This window comes from Streptosporangium sp. NPDC053982, assembly GCF_055585205.1.
Genome location: NZ_JBVJKQ010000031.1, coordinates 21085 through 35374, shown reverse-complemented (window position 1 = coordinate 35374; position 14290 = coordinate 21085). Strand labels below are relative to the sequence as shown.

Annotated in this window: 16 protein-coding genes and 4 tRNA genes; 9 read left to right on the top strand and 11 right to left on the bottom strand. The window is 70.4% G+C overall.

Annotated features, from left to right (window positions below):
- Positions 1 to 430: 430 nt before the first annotated feature.
- The 4 genes from ACZ6W9_RS36405 to ACZ6W9_RS36390 form a co-directional block, all read right to left on the bottom strand.
- Positions 431 to 504 (bottom strand) — tRNA-Phe (locus ACZ6W9_RS36405).
- Between the two features lie 27 nt (positions 505 to 531).
- Positions 532 to 606 (bottom strand) — tRNA-Asp (locus tag ACZ6W9_RS36400).
- A gap of 106 nt (positions 607 to 712) precedes the next feature.
- Positions 713 to 785: transfer RNA gene (locus ACZ6W9_RS36395), tRNA-Glu, on the bottom strand.
- Positions 786 to 890: 105 nt separating this feature from the next.
- Entirely contained in the window at positions 891 to 2396 is a 1506-nt protein-coding gene (locus ACZ6W9_RS36390; RefSeq protein WP_470121818.1) for a metallophosphoesterase family protein, read from the bottom strand.
- Between the two features lie 41 nt (positions 2397 to 2437).
- Between ACZ6W9_RS36390 and ACZ6W9_RS36385 the strand changes: the two genes are divergently transcribed.
- Both ACZ6W9_RS36385 and ACZ6W9_RS36380 read left to right on the top strand, forming a co-directional pair.
- Entirely contained in the window at positions 2438 to 2788 is a 351-nt protein-coding gene (locus ACZ6W9_RS36385) for a metallopeptidase family protein (protein ID WP_389970721.1), read from the top strand.
- 189 nt (positions 2789 to 2977) lie between these two features.
- Entirely contained in the window at positions 2978 to 4273 is a 1296-nt protein-coding gene (locus ACZ6W9_RS36380; RefSeq protein WP_389970718.1) for an MFS transporter, read from the top strand.
- A 1-nt stretch (position 4274) separates the two neighbouring features.
- On the opposite strand, the gene ACZ6W9_RS36375 is transcribed toward ACZ6W9_RS36380, so the two are convergent.
- Entirely contained in the window at positions 4275 to 4805 is a 531-nt protein-coding gene (locus ACZ6W9_RS36375) for a PspC domain-containing protein (protein ID WP_389970715.1), read from the bottom strand.
- A 133-nt stretch (positions 4806 to 4938) separates the two neighbouring features.
- On the opposite strand from ACZ6W9_RS36375, the gene ACZ6W9_RS36370 reads away from it, so the two are divergent.
- Complete coding sequence (locus tag ACZ6W9_RS36370; protein ID WP_362935788.1) at positions 4939 to 6096, top strand: acyl-CoA dehydrogenase family protein; 1158 nt, start codon at positions 4939 to 4941, stop codon at positions 6094 to 6096.
- 201 nt (positions 6097 to 6297) lie between these two features.
- Here ACZ6W9_RS36370 and ACZ6W9_RS36365 read toward each other — a convergent pair whose 3' ends face one another.
- Complete coding sequence (locus tag ACZ6W9_RS36365) at positions 6298 to 6924, bottom strand: 3'-5' exonuclease (RefSeq protein WP_389970711.1); 627 nt, start codon at positions 6922 to 6924, stop codon at positions 6298 to 6300.
- 116 nt (positions 6925 to 7040) lie between these two features.
- On the opposite strand from ACZ6W9_RS36365, the gene ACZ6W9_RS36360 reads away from it, so the two are divergent.
- From ACZ6W9_RS36360 to ACZ6W9_RS36345, 4 genes are all read left to right on the top strand, one after another.
- Positions 7041 to 7113: transfer RNA gene (locus ACZ6W9_RS36360), tRNA-Lys, on the top strand.
- A 208-nt stretch (positions 7114 to 7321) separates the two neighbouring features.
- On the top strand, positions 7322 to 7444 hold the full coding sequence (locus ACZ6W9_RS36355; protein WP_389970699.1) for a hypothetical protein: 123 nt from the start codon (positions 7322 to 7324) through the stop codon (positions 7442 to 7444).
- Between the two features lie 147 nt (positions 7445 to 7591).
- The gene (locus ACZ6W9_RS36350) at positions 7592 to 8074 is read left to right on the top strand and encodes a hypothetical protein (RefSeq protein ID WP_470121817.1); all 483 of its coding nucleotides are present in this window, start codon (positions 7592 to 7594) and stop codon (positions 8072 to 8074) included.
- A 246-nt stretch (positions 8075 to 8320) separates the two neighbouring features.
- Positions 8321 to 8587, top strand: a complete 267-nt coding sequence (locus ACZ6W9_RS36345; RefSeq protein ID WP_389970693.1) for a hypothetical protein — start codon at positions 8321 to 8323, stop codon at positions 8585 to 8587.
- 122 nt (positions 8588 to 8709) lie between these two features.
- Here the strand turns inward: ACZ6W9_RS36345 and ACZ6W9_RS36340 are convergent, their stop codons facing one another.
- Together ACZ6W9_RS36340 and ACZ6W9_RS36335 are read right to left on the bottom strand one after the other, a co-directional pair.
- A complete protein-coding gene (locus ACZ6W9_RS36340) occupies positions 8710 to 8928 on the bottom strand; it encodes a hypothetical protein (protein WP_470121816.1) in 219 nt (72 codons plus the stop codon).
- Between the two features lie 95 nt (positions 8929 to 9023).
- Positions 9024 to 10130 (bottom strand): GNAT family N-acetyltransferase, encoded by a 1107-nt coding sequence (locus ACZ6W9_RS36335; RefSeq protein WP_389970687.1) that lies wholly within the window; start codon positions 10128 to 10130, stop codon positions 9024 to 9026.
- A gap of 30 nt (positions 10131 to 10160) precedes the next feature.
- Between ACZ6W9_RS36335 and ACZ6W9_RS36330 the strand changes: the two genes are divergently transcribed.
- Positions 10161 to 10625, top strand: a complete 465-nt coding sequence (locus ACZ6W9_RS36330; RefSeq protein WP_389970684.1) for a MarR family winged helix-turn-helix transcriptional regulator — start codon at positions 10161 to 10163, stop codon at positions 10623 to 10625.
- Positions 10626 to 10773: 148 nt separating this feature from the next.
- Here the strand turns inward: ACZ6W9_RS36330 and ACZ6W9_RS36325 are convergent, their stop codons facing one another.
- The 3 genes from ACZ6W9_RS36325 to ACZ6W9_RS36315 all read right to left on the bottom strand — a co-directional run bounded on the left by ACZ6W9_RS36325 (position 10774) and on the right by ACZ6W9_RS36315 (position 13846).
- Positions 10774 to 11727: a sigma-70 family RNA polymerase sigma factor gene (locus ACZ6W9_RS36325; RefSeq protein ID WP_470121815.1), complete on the bottom strand. Its 954-nt coding sequence runs from the start codon at positions 11725 to 11727 to the stop codon at positions 10774 to 10776.
- An 18-nt stretch (positions 11728 to 11745) separates the two neighbouring features.
- A complete protein-coding gene (locus ACZ6W9_RS36320; protein WP_389970678.1) occupies positions 11746 to 12945 on the bottom strand; it encodes an NAD(P)/FAD-dependent oxidoreductase in 1200 nt (399 codons plus the stop codon).
- A gap of 175 nt (positions 12946 to 13120) precedes the next feature.
- Positions 13121 to 13846, bottom strand: a complete 726-nt coding sequence (locus tag ACZ6W9_RS36315) for a LysR family substrate-binding domain-containing protein (protein WP_470121814.1) — start codon at positions 13844 to 13846, stop codon at positions 13121 to 13123.
- Between the two features lie 54 nt (positions 13847 to 13900).
- Between ACZ6W9_RS36315 and ACZ6W9_RS36310 the strand changes: the two genes are divergently transcribed.
- Positions 13901 to 14266 carry a DUF5997 family protein gene (locus ACZ6W9_RS36310; protein ID WP_362935682.1) on the top strand — a complete coding sequence of 122 codons (366 nt, stop codon included), beginning with the start codon at positions 13901 to 13903 and terminating at the stop codon, positions 14264 to 14266.
- Positions 14267 to 14290 lie beyond the last annotated feature (24 nt).

The window sequence follows — 14290 nt, the reverse complement described above, 5'->3', positions numbered from 1 at the left end:
GATCCGCTGCCAGGCTTTGTCGGTCAGTTCACCTCGTCGCACCACGAGGCATCATCTAACCGCACCACCGAGATCATTTATCAGACACGCCTTAGAAGCTGCGGCAAGGCTTGCCCCCTTGCTGGCAGCGCTCCTGACCCTTTTTAAGGACTAGGACGAACCGTCCCGTAGCAGCTGGTCCGACTCGGCTCATCACCGGGTCGGGCCAGTTCAGCAAGAGTGATTGCGGTTCCGCAATCACTCTTGGCACCTTCCGACTTGCAGGGCTTAGCGTAGCCCGACGTAGGCGTGGTTTTCTATGCAATCCAATCAACGCCCCCAGCGGCAGCGCAGTCTCAGCGATCGACGTTGCTGTCAGCGTTGCTGTCACCGAAGATCAAAAAAGCCCCGAACGATGATCGCTCGGGGCTTCTCTGCTGCTCAGGTGTAGTGGTCAGGGGCAGGGTCGAACTGCCGACCTTCCGCTTTTCAGGCGGACGCTCGTACCAACTGAGCTACCTGACCTGGATGGTGGTGCGACACCTACCAGAGCGGTCCTGACGGGACTTGAACCCGCGACCTCCACCTTGACAGGGTGGCGAGCACTCCAAACTGCTCTACAGGACCTTGCTTTGTTGGAAACTTCCGTTTCCGTTTTTCTCGGCCCGCCTAGCTTACCAGTTCTTCGGAGGTCTTCGACCTGCCGTTTTCCCGGTGAGCCTTCGCTCGGCCGTGCCCCCAACGGGATTCGAACCCGTGTCGCCGCCTTGAAAGGGCGGTGTCCTAGGCCACTAGACGATGGGGGCTCGGGACTCTCGTCCCGTTCCGTGCCGTCTTCCGCTGGAGACCTCTGAAGCATAGGGGACTTTTGCCCTCGATGCCAAAGCGGCGTTCCGGCGGCTTACGGAGCCTTACGGAGCCTTGGGGTCGGCGGTCTCCCCCGTCGGAGAGGGGGTGGCCGTCGGCCCGAAAGAAGGCCCGGGAGAAATTGTACGGCCCGGGTCGGTCTCGACGTGACGTTCGATCTGCACCGACTGCTCACCCAGTCCGCCCAGAGTGATGTCGTCCCAGGCCCGGAGCCTGTGGGACTTGCGGTCGAAGTACAGCACGGAGGCCGCGACCGGCGTGGGCTCGTCGTGTTCCAGGGCACGCAGGCCGGCCCCTCCGGTGGAGCCCTGGACGAGGACGCGGGTGCCGGACGGCAGCAACTCGGTGGACCGCTCGTGGGCGTGCCCGGTGAGGACCATCGGCACGGCGCCGGAGAAGGCCCGGGCGATCGTGGGGTCGTGCACCGCCACCAGGTCGGCCGGCTGCTTGAACGCCTGACCCAGCCGGCTGGCGTAGGCGTGCCCGAGGGCGGTCAGGGTCTCCGGGGCGGAGTCGATCTCCACCGACTTGTCGGGGGTGAACCGGGGGTCGCCGACGCCGTAGATGCGCAGCCCCGCCACCTTCTCGACCTCGTCGTCGAGGACGACGGCGTTCTTCTGCTTCGCCACGGCCCGCTGGGTGGCCTTGGAGTCGTGATTGCCGCGGACGAAGACGTACGGCACGCCGAAGGTGGGGATCTCCTCGACGAACTTGTCCTCGGGGCCGGTGCCGTGGTCGGTCAGGTCCCCGGTGTCCACGATCGCGTCGATCTTGAACTGGCCGATGACCGAGCGGATGAGGTTCCACGCGACCGGGTTGAGGTGGATGTCGGAGACGTGCAGGATCCGGATCGAGGTGGGGTCGGAGTCGTATATCGGCAGGGACGAGACCGTGTCGTAGAGCTGGGAGACGTTGTTGACCAGCTTGGCGAGCTGGGAGCGGTAGGACTCGAACTTCGTCACGATCGACTCGGCGCTGCCGACCAGGGACGGCGCGCCGGCGATCAGGCCGGTGTACTTGGGCTCCACCACCGAGTTCGGCCGGAAGGTCAGGGCGGCGCCGGCGCCGGTGGCGGCCATCGCGACGACGACGCTCAGCAGGCCGGCCAGGGCCGCCCCGGGGCGGCGGAAGACGATCAGGGAGACGACCAGCCCGCCGAGGAGGCCGCAGAGCAGGGCGCGCAGCACGAGCGTCTTCACCCCCTCGCGCAGCTCCTTCTCAAGGAGGGTGGGGAGCTGGCTGGACAGCCGCGGATCCTCCAGCAGCGCTCCGGCGCGGGCGGGGTTGATGTTGTCCAGGGTGACGCGCAGGCCGATCGGGGCGTCGTGCGTGTCGAACTCCAGGGTGCCCAGCGGGTGGACGTCCACCACGGTCTCCCCCGACCACGACGGCGCCGCCGACATGCCGATGTCGACCGGCCCGACGCTGGTCCGCACCGGGCCGCCGAGCGAGATGCCCAGCCACGCGCCGGCGATCGCGATCACGACGACCGCCGCTCCGCGTGCGAACGGCCCCCTGACGAAGGAGGCGAGACTTCTTGTCCGGCTCATGAAACCCATGCGGCTCCCTAACACCCGGAAACGCGGGCACAATGGCTGTTGTGATCGAGGTCTCGAGAGAGAAGTTCGAAGAGCTCGTGGCCGAGGCACTGGACACGATCCCTCCCGAGCTGACCAGGGTCATGGACAACGTGGTCGTGGTGGTCGTGGACGACCCTCCCGAGCCCGGTCTGCTTGGCCTCTACACGGGCATCCCCCTTACCGAACGCGGCGACTGGTACGCCGGGGTGTTACCCGACCGGATAGAGATCTACCGTCACCCCATCTGCACAATGTGCTCATCGGAAGACGAGGTCGTGCGAGAGGTGCGGATCACCGTGGTTCACGAGATCGCCCACCATTTCGGCATCGACGATGACCGGCTCCACGAACTCGGCTGGTGACCGTCCGCGACCGCGGGTGACCACGGCCATCATCCCCGAACCTCACCGGCGACGGTGACTTTTCCCGGTTTCTGATTACGGCTTGCACGCGGTTGGACGCTTTCAGTTGCGCCGCGGCGCTTCAGCAGGCACCGTAGGTTACACACTGAACACCCACAGTCAATACGCCTGCGAGCCCACCGGAGTCCTATGGCGGCCACCACGCCCGGCCGGCTGCCCGGGCGGCACCGCCGTCCGGCCGAACGCCGGGCAACGTACGGCGAGGTCATCGCCATCGGCGAGTTCCGCGCCCTCTGGCTTGGCCAGGGTCTTTCGCTCCTGGGCGACCAGCTCTCCCGGGTGGCGCTGTCCGTGCTGGTCTTCCAGGGTACGGACTCGGCGCTGGCCACCGCGTCGGTCTACGCGCTGACCTACCTTCCGCCGATAATCGGCGGCCCCCTCCTCGCGGGGCTGGCCGACCGCTACGCCCGGCGGCGGGTGATGATCATCTGTGATCTGCTCCGGGCCGTCATGGTGGCGCTCATGGCCGTCCCCGGCACGCCGTTCCCGGTGCTGTGCGCGCTGGTCTTCTGTGTGGTGCTGCTCAGCGCCCCGTTCTCCGCCGCCCGCGCCGCGCTGCTGCCCGAGCTTCTCACCGGCGACCGCTACGTCATGGGCTCCGCTCTGCAGAACATGACCAACCAGGGCGCCCAGATGCTGGGGTTCGCCCTCGGCGGCGCGCTGATCATGGGGATGGGTCCGTACCGCGCGCTGGCCCTGGACGCCGCGACATACCTCGCCTCGGCGCTCATCCTCGCCTCCGGGGTGCGGCGGCGCCCCCTCCCGGAGAACGGTGAGACCGGCCGTCCCTCCATGTGGACGACGACCCGCGCCGGAGCGCGACTGGTCTTCGGCGACCCCCGGCTGCGGACGCTGGTCCTCTTCGCCTGGCTGTGCGGCTTCTACGTGCTGCCCGAGGGGATCGCGACGCCGTACGCCGCCACGCTGACCGTCGATCCGGAGCGGATCTCCTTCGTCGCGGGCCTGCTCATGGGGTCGATGCCGACCGGTACGGTCGTCGGCGCGTTCTTCTTCAGCCGGTACGTCACCCCGTCCCGGCGTCTGCGGTCGATGGGGTGGATGGCGATGCTGACCTGCGCGCCGCTGATCCTGTGCGCGGCGCGGCCCCCGCTCGCCGCGGTGCTGGTCCTGTGGTTCGTCTCCGGCATCGGCGGCGCCTACCAGCTCGCGGCGAACGCCGCGTTCGTGCAGTGCGTGCCCGCCGAGCGCCGGGCGATGGCCTTCGGGCTCGTACAGTCGGGCCTGCTCGCCGTCCAGGGGATCGGCATCCTCATCGGCGGTGCCGCCACCGCCGAGCTGGGCCCGGAGGCCGTGGTGGGACTGGCCGGCGCGGCGGGTCTCGTCGTCGCCGCCGCGCTGGCCGTACTGTGGTCGGGATCCCGCAAGGAGATCATCGAGAGGGTCCGCGCCGAGGCGGCCGCCTGAGTCACACCCGCGGCTCGTCGTCCCGCCGCGGCTGGGCGGCCGGGCCGGAGGGGGCGTCCTGCGGAGCGGCCGGGCCGGCGTAGGTGTCCCGCGGAGTCGTCGGCGTGGCGTAGGCGTCCTGCGGGGCGGCCGGGCCGGAGTAGTAGGGGGTGGGGTCGGCGTAGCCGGGGTGGCTCCGGTCCGGGCCGCCCTGGGGGCGGTTCTGGCCGGCGTTCCTGGCCCAGTGCTCGGCCTTGGCCCAGCTCTCCCGGGCCTTGACCTTGGCGTCCTGCCAGGCCGGGTCGTCCTTGTGCTTGTCGATCAGGCGCTCCAGGACCGACGTCCCGGTGGTCTCCGAGGGCATGAGCAGCCACCCGACGAGGTAGATGCCGGCCCCGAGGCCGCCGAAGAACGTGGTGACCGCGATGACCACGCGGACGACGTTCGCGTCGATCCCGACGTACCGTCCGATGCCGGAGGCGACGCCCGCGACGACGCGGCCGTCCCTGGTCCTGTAGAGCCGCTTGACACCCGAGAAGTCGTTTTCTTCCATGTCCTCAGACTGCCCCGCGAGGAGCCCCGATCCCATCGGGATTCGCCCTGGCGCGACCCTGACCTTCCATCCGGCGGCATCCGGAATACCCTGACACCGGGCCCAGGGAGCCCCCGGGAGAAGGGAACAGTCCATGGACGACCTGCTGCGCATCGACGACACGCTCTCCGAGGAACAGCGCCTGATCCGCGACACGGTGCGGCGGTTCGTGACCGAACGGGTGCTGCCCCACGTCGGCGACTGGTTCGAGGAGGGCGTCTTCCCGGCGCGCGAGCTCGGCCCGGCGCTCGGCTCCCTCGGGCTCCTGGGGATGCACCTGGACGGCTACGGCTGCGCCGGCATGGACGCCGTCTCCTACGGCATCGCCTGCCGCGAACTGGAGGCCGGCGACTCCGGCCTGCGGTCGTTCGTCTCCGTGCAGGGCTCGCTCGCCATGTTCCCCATCTGGAGGTACGGCTCTGCGGAGCAGAAGGAGGAGTGGCTGCCCCGGATGGCGGCCGGCGAGGCGATCGGCTGCTTCGGCCTGACCGAGCCGGACCACGGCTCCGACCCGGGCGGCATGCGCACCCACGCCAAGCAGGACCCCTCGGGCGACTGGATCCTCAACGGCTCCAAGATGTGGATCACCAACGGTTCCATCGCGGACGTCGCGGTGGTCTGGGCCCAGACCGAGGACGGCATCCGCGGCTTCGTGGTCCCCACCGACACGCCCGGCTTCTCCGCCCCGGAGATCCACCGGAAGATGTCCCTGCGCGCCTCGGTGACCTCGTCGCTGTACCTCGACGACGTCCGCCTGCCCGCCTCCGCCGTGCTGCCGGAGGTGCGGGGGCTGAAGGGCCCGCTGTCGTGCCTGTCGGAGGCTCGGTACGGCATCCTGTGGGGCGTGGTGGGCGCCGCCCGGGCCTGCCTGGAGACGGCCCTGGACTACGCCACCAGCCGGGTGCAGTTCGACCGCCCCATCGGGGCCTTCCAGCTCACCCAGCGCAAGCTCGGCTGGATGTACGTCGGCCTGGGGCAGGCCCAGCTCACCGCCCTGCACCTGGGGCGGCTGAAGGACGCGGGCGCCATCACCCCGCAGCAGGTCAGCTTCGGCAAGCTCGCCAACGTCCGCGCCGCCCTCGACATCGCCCGTGAGGCCCGCTCGATCCTCGGCGGCAACGGCATCACGCTGGAGTATCCGGTGATCCGGCACATGAACAACCTGGAGACCGTACTGACCTACGAGGGCACCGAGGAGGTGCACCTGCTCACCCTGGGGCGGGCGCTCACCGGCCTGGACGCCTTCCACTGAACCGGCCGCCCACCGGCCTGGACGCCTTTCGCCGGGCCGGCCGTACGCGCCGGCGGCGGGCGGGTCCGTACCGGGGTGGGCGCCGGACGGCCGCCTCCACCGGCCGTGGGGGCGGCCCCGAACCGCTTCATGGTGTCGGCCGCCTCGCCGCCTTCACGGCCGTGGGGGGCCGCTCTCCGGGGGACCGCGCCGTCCGGTGCGCTACCGCTGGAGCGCCCGGCGCTGCGGCAGGCCCAGGGGGTGCCACTCGGGCGCCCGGGTCGCCGCCGACTCCAGCTTCTCCGCCCAGGAGACCCCGCGGCGCAGGTAGAAGCGGAGCAGCTCGGCGGCGGCGCGGGCGTCGACCAGCGCGTGGTGGGCGTCGGAGAGCGGGATGCCCGCCCGCTCGCAGCAGGCCGACAGCGTCCACTTGCCGTGCGGGATGAACTCGGGGGCGAGCTTCTGGGTGCACAGGGTCTCGGTCAGCCACTGGCTCCCGGGCAGGTCCCGCAGGAAACGCAGGTCGAACGAGGCGTTGTGGGCCACCAGGACGCGCCCGGCGATCCGCGACCACACCTCGTCCAGCACCTCCTCGATCGCCGGAGCGCCGGCGACCATCGCCCTGGTGATGCCGTGGACGTGCGCGGGCCCGGTGTCCCGCAGGGGGTTGATCAGCGAGTGCCACTCGTCGACGGTCTCGCCGCCGGTGTCCAGGGAGACGAGCGCGATCTCGCAGATGCGGTCGCCCCTCGCGGGAGAGAACCCGGTGGTCTCCACGTCGACCACGACATATCCCTGCCGCGCGGACACCCGGTGCCCCGGAAGCGACTCCAACCCCCAGCTTGTCATGAACGCCAGCCTATGGGGCGGGCGTTCATGGTCACGCGGTGTTCGGCGAACCGGGAGACCCGGCGGGCCTGGCGACGGACGATAGTGGACACTATCCTCGGTACGCTGTCTTCAGCGGGGCGTTAGCTCAATGGTTAGAGCTGCGGACTTTTAATCCGTAGGTTCTGGGTTCGAGTCCCAGGCGCCCTACCTCACCGAACTGGGCGGACTTCCACATCGTCGTGACCGGGGAGCCCGCCCGGTCGCGTTTCCCGCCGCGTCCGTCACCGTCGCGGCACGGGAGCCAGCCGCGAGCGGCTGAGAGCAGAGTTGCGCGGCACCCGGCTCGCCGAGATACGCAAGCTCCTGGACGTCTCCCAGAAGCTTCTCGCCGAGCGCACGGGCGTCTCCCAGGCGCGTGTCCCAGATCGAGCACGGCCGGATCGGCGGTCTGGACACCCTGCGTTCCTATGTCGTCGCGCTGGGCGGGACGCCGGACGTGGTGGCGGACTTCGGCGACCATGCCGTGAGGGTCGCCTGAACCACCTCCGGATGTGGGCAGAAGAGTACGCCGTTGGCCATCGATCTCAGCCGCCGAACCCGGTACGCGTGGCCTCCATCAGGCCCGTGAACCTGACCGCTGCCAGGCAGCGGTCCGCCAGGACGTTCGACCCGAGAGAATGGCTGAATGCGTCGATTCGATGCCGCGGGGGCCGGCCTCGTTCCCGGGCAAACGGTCCGGGCCCGGGTGATCGCCCATCAACCGTGGGGCGTCAGCATGGTGATCCCCGGGCATGAGGACATCGGTGCGTCCATAGACGCCGCCGTGATCGATAGCCCGTCGGGCAACCCCCGTGCCCTCCCCGAGGAGTACCCCCGGGTCGGCACCGAGGTTGACGCCGTCGTCCAGCAGCTACGCCGTTACACCTCGCCCGCCTGGGCACGGTTGAGCCTGCGCAGCCAAGACCTGGAATGCTTCCGATGGGGATGCGATTTCTGCGGCACACCGGCCGTCTTGAGCCCGGGAGGCGACGGCGTGACCATGGACGTCCGCAGCGCCGACGGCCCCGGCGGCACCGCCGTCATCGCCCACCGCGAGTGCCTCGCCATCCGGCTTCATACCCGAAGCCTCGAACCGGTGCGTATCCGCTCAGTCGGGCGAAGGCCGTAGATCCCTCGTCAACGAGATCCGGAGCGTGCGCGGAACGCCTGGCCTGCCTCGATCAGGTGGCACAGGGCCAATGGCCGGATTCCCAGCCGCAGTTTCGTCTCGATCCACTCGTCAAGGCTGCGGCGCGGCGCCGCGCGGCCCGCCAGAACGCCGCCCCCGAGGTTGCTCCAGCCATCGGGTCCTGACCGCTGTGCTCCTCGCATACATCTGGACCTTATCCGGACACGACGCTCACGATCATCGGCTGTGACTCCCCTCGGTCTGCTTCTCGTTCTTCTTCCGCTGGCGGCTTTCGGCAACGCCGCATACCGCGCGCGACGACGTCCCACGGAGTCAGCGGCGACCTTTCGGCGGGCATTCTTGGCCACCGGTGCCGCCTTTTTTGGAATAGCCCTGCTGATGATGCTCGGTATTTTTGACACATACCGGCCCGAGGCCGCCGACCTCATCATCAAGCTGGGCTTCGGCATGATGATCGGCGGCGTAGCCTGCGCGATCACCGAGCGCAGGTGAAGGCCGGCCCTCCGGCAGGCCCCAGGTCCGGGGTGATCGCCGACCGTGAACGCCGGCTTCGTGGTGGCTGAGGTGAGGGCCTGATCGTCCCGCCTGCCACGTCCCGGCCCTCGGCCGTCTGCTCATCCGAGTCGGTGCCGCCTGTCACGCAGGTGAGCGGCACGCTCCGCCGCCATGCGTTCCCGTCGCTCCTGCGCCAGGATTTCTTGAGGAGTCGGCACCCGTCGTTTCTCGTGCCTGATCGCCAGGCGAATCGCCCAGTAAAGAGCGATGAAGAACAGCAACACCGGTATGGCCCACATCATCAGCAGTAGCAGAACACCGGTGAACCCGATCTCCATTTGGTCCTCCCCATGGGGAGGACCAGCATGCCCGATCTCACGGATCGCGTCCATCGACTGCTTCGCCGCCCGTCCCCGTCGAGGCGGCGGTCCCGTCATTCCGCCATCGCCGGTTCTCCGTCGGAAAGCCCGACGGCGGCATCCGCGGACACGAGCTTGGTGAGGACGGCCTCCGCGTCATCGGACGACTCCGTACGGTAACCCTGGGCGTGGTAAAAGCTGAGGTTGCGCAGGCTCCGGGCTCCGGTGGACAGCACGACGCGGCGGCAGCCGGCGTCGGCCGCGGCTTCGGCCTCGCGCAGCAGCCAGCGCCCCACGCCCTGGCCGCGCAGGTCGGGGGCGACGCCGAGGCGGCCCACGTGCCAGTCGTCCTCCACGCGGCGCGCGCGCACCATGCCCAGGAGCCGCCCGTCCCGCCACAGGCCCGCGGCCTGCCAGCCGGCCAGCCATGCGCGCACCTCATCAAGCGACTCCTCCAGGGCGGGGATGGCCAGGGTGTCGTTGGCCACCGCCTCCTCCACCCAGCAGCACCGCTGGAGCACCAGGACCTCTGGAGCGTCGTCCGGGGTCAGCGCTCTCACGTACGACCCCGGCAGCGGCACCGCCCCCGGACCCGAGCGGATTCGCTCGCGCATCGGCCGCAGGGCGTGGGCGAGGCGGACGAGCTCGTCCAGGACTCCGGCGGCGGCCTCGTCGCGGCCGGCGTCCGGGCGGATCCGCCCGCCGTCCACCGTGTCGGCGATGCGCAGGGCGACCGTGGCGCCCAGCGGCACCAGCCGCAGCGTGGTCACCACCTGCTTGGCGTGCTGGACCGACCGGGTGCCCGCCGAGGTGTTGCCGTAGCTGACGAACCCCATCGGCTTCCACGCCCATTCCCGGTTCAGGTAGTCGAGGGCGTTTTTGAACGTCGCCGGCATGCCGTAGTTGTACTCGGGGGTGACCGCGATGAAGCCGTCCGCCGCGTCCACCATCGCGCTCCACCGCGTGGTGTGCTCGTGCCGGTGAACGCCGGAGGCCGGCTCCTCCTCCTCGTCGAGGAACGGCAGGGCGAGGTCGCCGAGGGTCACCGGCAGGAGATCCACGCCCAGTTCCGCGGCATGCGGCGCGATCGCGTCGATCAGCCACCGGCCCACCGCCGGGCCGAGAGCGCCGGGACGGGTGCTGCACACGAGGACGAGGACTCGCAAAGATTTCGTTGACATGTAAATGAACGTAGCCGGTAACTTGTTTACATGTCAAAGAGATGGTCCTCCGAGGCGGTGCGCTGGCTCGACGCGGACGAGGAACGCGCCTGGCGCGCCCTGCGCCGGATGATGGTCGCGATCCAGTCACGCACCGCGCACGACCTGGCCGAGATCGGCCTGTCCGAGCCCGACTACGAGGTGCTCAGCACGCTCTCCGAGCGTCCGGGCCACGCCAGCACGCTGCGCGAGCAGGCCGCCAAGATGGGTTGGTCCCGCAGCCGCCTGTCGCGGCACGCCAGCCGCATGGAGGCCCGCGGTCTCGTGCGGCGCGAGCCCGACCCGGACGACGGCCGGGGCTGTTACCTCGTCCTCACCGAGAACGGTCTGGAGACGCTTGAGGACGCGGCCCCGATGCACCTGGAATCGGTCCGCCGCCACGTCATCGACCGGCTCTCGGCCGCCGACCTGTCCGTCCTGGAGGACATCGCCCGCAAACTGGAAGAACCCGCATGAGCGTCACCCGAGGAACCGGGCTTCCCCCAACGGCTCGGACACCGGCGGTGTGGCATCAGACCTCCAGGTCCGGCGGCCGGTGGCGTTCGAAGCCGGGGAGCGGTTCGTCGCGGCGCCGGTGCCGCGCCTGACCGCGGTCGGCGGCGGGTCACCACCGGGCGATGAGCGGCGTTTCCGGTTCGTGCCGCCGCCAGGACCCGGCGAGACGGACGAGGCGGGTGGGGGCGGCGATGCCGCGCACGGTTGCGATCCTGCCGTTGGCGATGTCGAACGCCACGGCACCGACGACCTGGTCGCCGACCACGAAGAGGATGGCAGGGGCGCCGTTGACGAGCGCGTAGTGGATGGCGGGCGTGCCGCCGGCGAATCGCCGTTTCGCGGGTGTGGGTTTGAAGCCGGCCCGCACGACGGCGGCGATGCGCTGCGGAGTGTCGTACTGCGGCAGCGTCCCGGTCAGACCGGCGCCGTCGGAGATCATGGTCGCGTCATCGGTGAGCAGCGCCGCCAGCCGTTCGGTACGGCCCGATGAGGCGGCGGCGAGGAATTCCTCGACGATCCTGCGGGTGGTCGCCGGGTCGGCTTCGCCGCCGCGGCGGCGTGCGGCGGTGATGCGGCGCCGGGCCCGATGGAGGTGCTGCTGGCTCGTGGACTCGGTGATGTCGAGGATCTCGGCGATCTCGGCGTGGCTGTGGGAGAACGCTTCGCGCAGGAGGTAGACGGCCCGTTCGAGGGGTGCCAGACGCTCCATGAGGGTCAGCACGGCCAGGGAGACCGATTCGCGCTGCTCGAACGTGTCGGCCGGACCGAGCATCGGATCGCCGTCGAGGAGCGGTTCGGGCAGCCAGGCGCCGACGGCGCGTTCGCGGCGGGCTTGTGCCGAGCGGAGCCGGTCGAGGCACAGGTTGGTGACGACCTTGGTCAGCCATGCTTCCGGCACCTTGATCCGCTGCCGGTCGGCGGCCTGCCAGTGCAGAAACGCGTCCTGTACGGCGTCCTCGGCGTCGGCGGCGGAGCCCAGCAGCCGGTACGCCAGCGAGGCCAGCCGGTTCCTGCTGGCCTCGAACCGGCCTGTGTCGAAACGGTCGGTGGCGGCGCTGTCCACGCGGATCACCTTGGGCGGCTACGCGAACACGTTCGCGGCGGACGTGTCCGGCGCGGCGGCCAGACGGCGCCTGCGGTTGGGGACGCCGAAGGTCGGGTGCGAGTTGGCCCACAGTGACATCCTGAGGATGCCCGCCTTGACCTGCGCGGCCTTCCGGCCGCCCACATACGTCGGCTTCGCCTGCCCTTCGTCGTCGACCGGCTGGAGGATGCCGTCCCGTCGCCCGAGGCTGATGTGGTTGTACGAGTAGACCAGCTTGGTCTTCGCGATCTCGCGGCCGGTCAGGCGTCCCACGATCGCGTGGATCGCCTGACCGCCGGTGTAGCCGGCCGAGGCGCAGGACATCGGCAGCGGCCTGCCGTTGTCGCCGATGGCGTAGGCGCTGTCGCCGACGGCGTAGACGTCCGGGTGCGAGACCGAGCGCATGGTGCGATCGACGACGATCCGGCCGCTCCCGGTGACCTCCAGCCCGCCGGCGGCGGCGATCGGGCCGACCGCGAATCCGGCCGTCCACACGGTCGCGTCGGACGACAGGGCGGTGCCGTCGGCGCACAGCGCCCGCGTCGCTTCGACTGCTTCGACGCCGGTGTGCTCCAGGACGGTGATGCCCAGCCGTTCGCAGGCCCGGCGAAGGTGGCTGCGGGCCCCGGCGGAGAGCCGGGCGCCCAGCTCGCCGCGGGCGATGAGCGTCACCGACAGGCCGGGCCGGGACTCGGCGATCTCGGTGGCGGTCTCGATGCCGGTCAACCCGTCGCCGACGACCAGCACGCGCCCGCCTTCGCCCCGCCTGCTCAGGCTGTCCAGACGCTCGCGCAGACGCAGCGCCGAGGGCCGGGCGGCGACGTCGAAGGCGTGCTCGGCCACGCCGGGCACGCCTTCGACGTCGCCCTGGCTGCCGAGCGCGTAGACGAGCGTGTCGTAACCGAGCTCGCCGCCGCCGTCGGCGTCGGCCATGGCGACGGCCCGGCGCTCGGGGTCGACGGCGGTGACCCGGGCCAGGCGCAGCCGTATCCCCGTCCCCGCGAAGACGTCCGCGAGCTTTTGAACCTCGATTTCCCGGCCGGCCGCCAGCTGGTGCAGCCGCAGCCGCTCGACGAAGTCCGGCACGGCGTTGACCACGGTGATCTCGGTGTCCGCCGGGGACAACCGGCGGGCCAGGTTCCCGGCCACGTAGACCCCGGCGTAGCCGGCGCCGAGGACGGTGATGCGATGCCTCATGTCTCGCTCCTGTCGGTTCGTCTCCTCCGGTGACTTGAGCGGGACGGCGCCCCGATTGCTGACAGGTAGCGCATGTGGCATGGGTCACAGAGCGGCGGGAGCATCATCCGAGTTGACCGGCGTGGACGGTGCGCGAGCCGGGCGCCCCGCGGCGGCCTTCGAAGCGGTGCGCGGTTCAGCGGGGACGGTGGCCCTTCCTGCCCCGGCCGGGCTGCGCGCCCCGGCGGCCCGATCCACCCGGAGCGGGACTCCGCGGCTGCTTCCGCGCCTTCGCCGGAGCGGGTGCGGGCGCGGGCGCGGGGGTACGGCCTCGCGTGCTGTTCGCCGTACGGCCGCGGACGATGCCGATGAAGTCCTCCACCAGATCGGTCGTCGCCTCCGTGGGCCAGGCCAGCGCGACCTGCGACTGCGGCGTCTCCAGGACCGGCCGGTAGGTCAGGTCTCTGCGGTGGTGCAGGCGCGCCAGCGACTGCGGGACCAGCAGCAGCCCGGCTCCCGACGCCACCAGCTCGATCGCCTCCGCCGTCGTGTCCGGACGTGTGAAGGCCGGCAGCCCCGGCGGAGCGGCCCATTCGAGGGTGTCGTCCATCGGGTGGAGCACCTCCTCGTCGGCGAGGTCGGCGACGGTCACCTCGTCGGCGGCGGTCACCAGGTGGTCCTTCGGCACCACGACCACGGTGGTCTCGACGTAGAGAGGGATCACGCTGAGCCCCTCGCGGTTCACGGGCAGCCGCACGAGCCCGGCGTCGGCGTCGCCGTCGTGCAGCGACCTCACCGCCTCGGCGGCGGCTACGGGGACCAGGGTGAGTGGAACGTCGGGCACGCGCTCGGCCCAGACGCCCGCCCATTTGGCGGGCGTCACCCCGGGCACGTAGGCCAGCCGGAACTCCCTGTAAGTCACCTCCTCACGGTACCGGTGTCCGGGGAGGCGGCTTCGCGCCCTACCCTTGACACCATGACCAAGCCCAAGACCACCCAGACGATGAAGCCCGCGACCGCGGCCAAGAAGCTGGGTGTGCTCCTGGAGGCCACTCCCGCCGAGTTCCAGGAGGGGGTCGTCTCCAGAGATGAGCTGAACGCGCTGCAGGCCGACCCGCCGGCGTGGCTGGCCGATCTGCGGCGCAACGGGCCGCATCCCAGGCAGGTCGTCGCCGTGAAACTGGGCGTCTCCAACTCGGGCCTGGCCAGGGGCGGCGTCACCGGGCCGCTCACCACCGCCGAGATCGACGCCATCAAGGCGGAGAACCCCGAGTGGCTGCAGCATGAGCGGTCGGTTCAGGCCGAGGTGCGCAAGGAGGCGCAGCGCCTCAAGCAGCGCTAGCCGGACGGCGGAAGCGGCGGTCCG

Excerpts from the sequence above, each read along its gene's own strand:
- ACZ6W9_RS36340 (WP_470121816.1), bottom strand. The coding sequence starts at position 8,928 with ATGGAGATCGGGTTCACCGGTGTTCTGCTACTGCTGATGATGTGGGCC.
- ACZ6W9_RS36385 (WP_389970721.1), top strand. The coding sequence starts at position 2,438 with ATGGCTGTTGTGATCGAGGTCTCGAGAGAGAAGTTCGAAGAGCTCGTG.
- ACZ6W9_RS36365 (WP_389970711.1), bottom strand. The coding sequence starts at position 6,924 with ATGACAAGCTGGGGGTTGGAGTCGCTTCCGGGGCACCGGGTGTCCGCG.
- ACZ6W9_RS36380 (WP_389970718.1), top strand. The coding sequence starts at position 2,978 with ATGGCGGCCACCACGCCCGGCCGGCTGCCCGGGCGGCACCGCCGTCCG.
- ACZ6W9_RS36350 (WP_470121817.1), top strand. The coding sequence starts at position 7,592 with ATGCGTCGATTCGATGCCGCGGGGGCCGGCCTCGTTCCCGGGCAAACG.
- ACZ6W9_RS36390 (WP_470121818.1), bottom strand. The coding sequence starts at position 2,396 with ATGAGCCGGACAAGAAGTCTCGCCTCCTTCGTCAGGGGGCCGTTCGCA.
- ACZ6W9_RS36335 (WP_389970687.1), bottom strand. The coding sequence starts at position 10,130 with ATGTCAACGAAATCTTTGCGAGTCCTCGTCCTCGTGTGCAGCACCCGT.
- ACZ6W9_RS36320 (WP_389970678.1), bottom strand. The coding sequence starts at position 12,945 with ATGAGGCATCGCATCACCGTCCTCGGCGCCGGCTACGCCGGGGTCTAC.
- ACZ6W9_RS36330 (WP_389970684.1), top strand. The coding sequence starts at position 10,161 with ATGTCAAAGAGATGGTCCTCCGAGGCGGTGCGCTGGCTCGACGCGGAC.
- ACZ6W9_RS36370 (WP_362935788.1), top strand. The coding sequence starts at position 4,939 with ATGGACGACCTGCTGCGCATCGACGACACGCTCTCCGAGGAACAGCGC.
- ACZ6W9_RS36310 (WP_362935682.1), top strand. The coding sequence starts at position 13,901 with ATGACCAAGCCCAAGACCACCCAGACGATGAAGCCCGCGACCGCGGCC.
- ACZ6W9_RS36375 (WP_389970715.1), bottom strand. The coding sequence starts at position 4,805 with ATGGAAGAAAACGACTTCTCGGGTGTCAAGCGGCTCTACAGGACCAGG.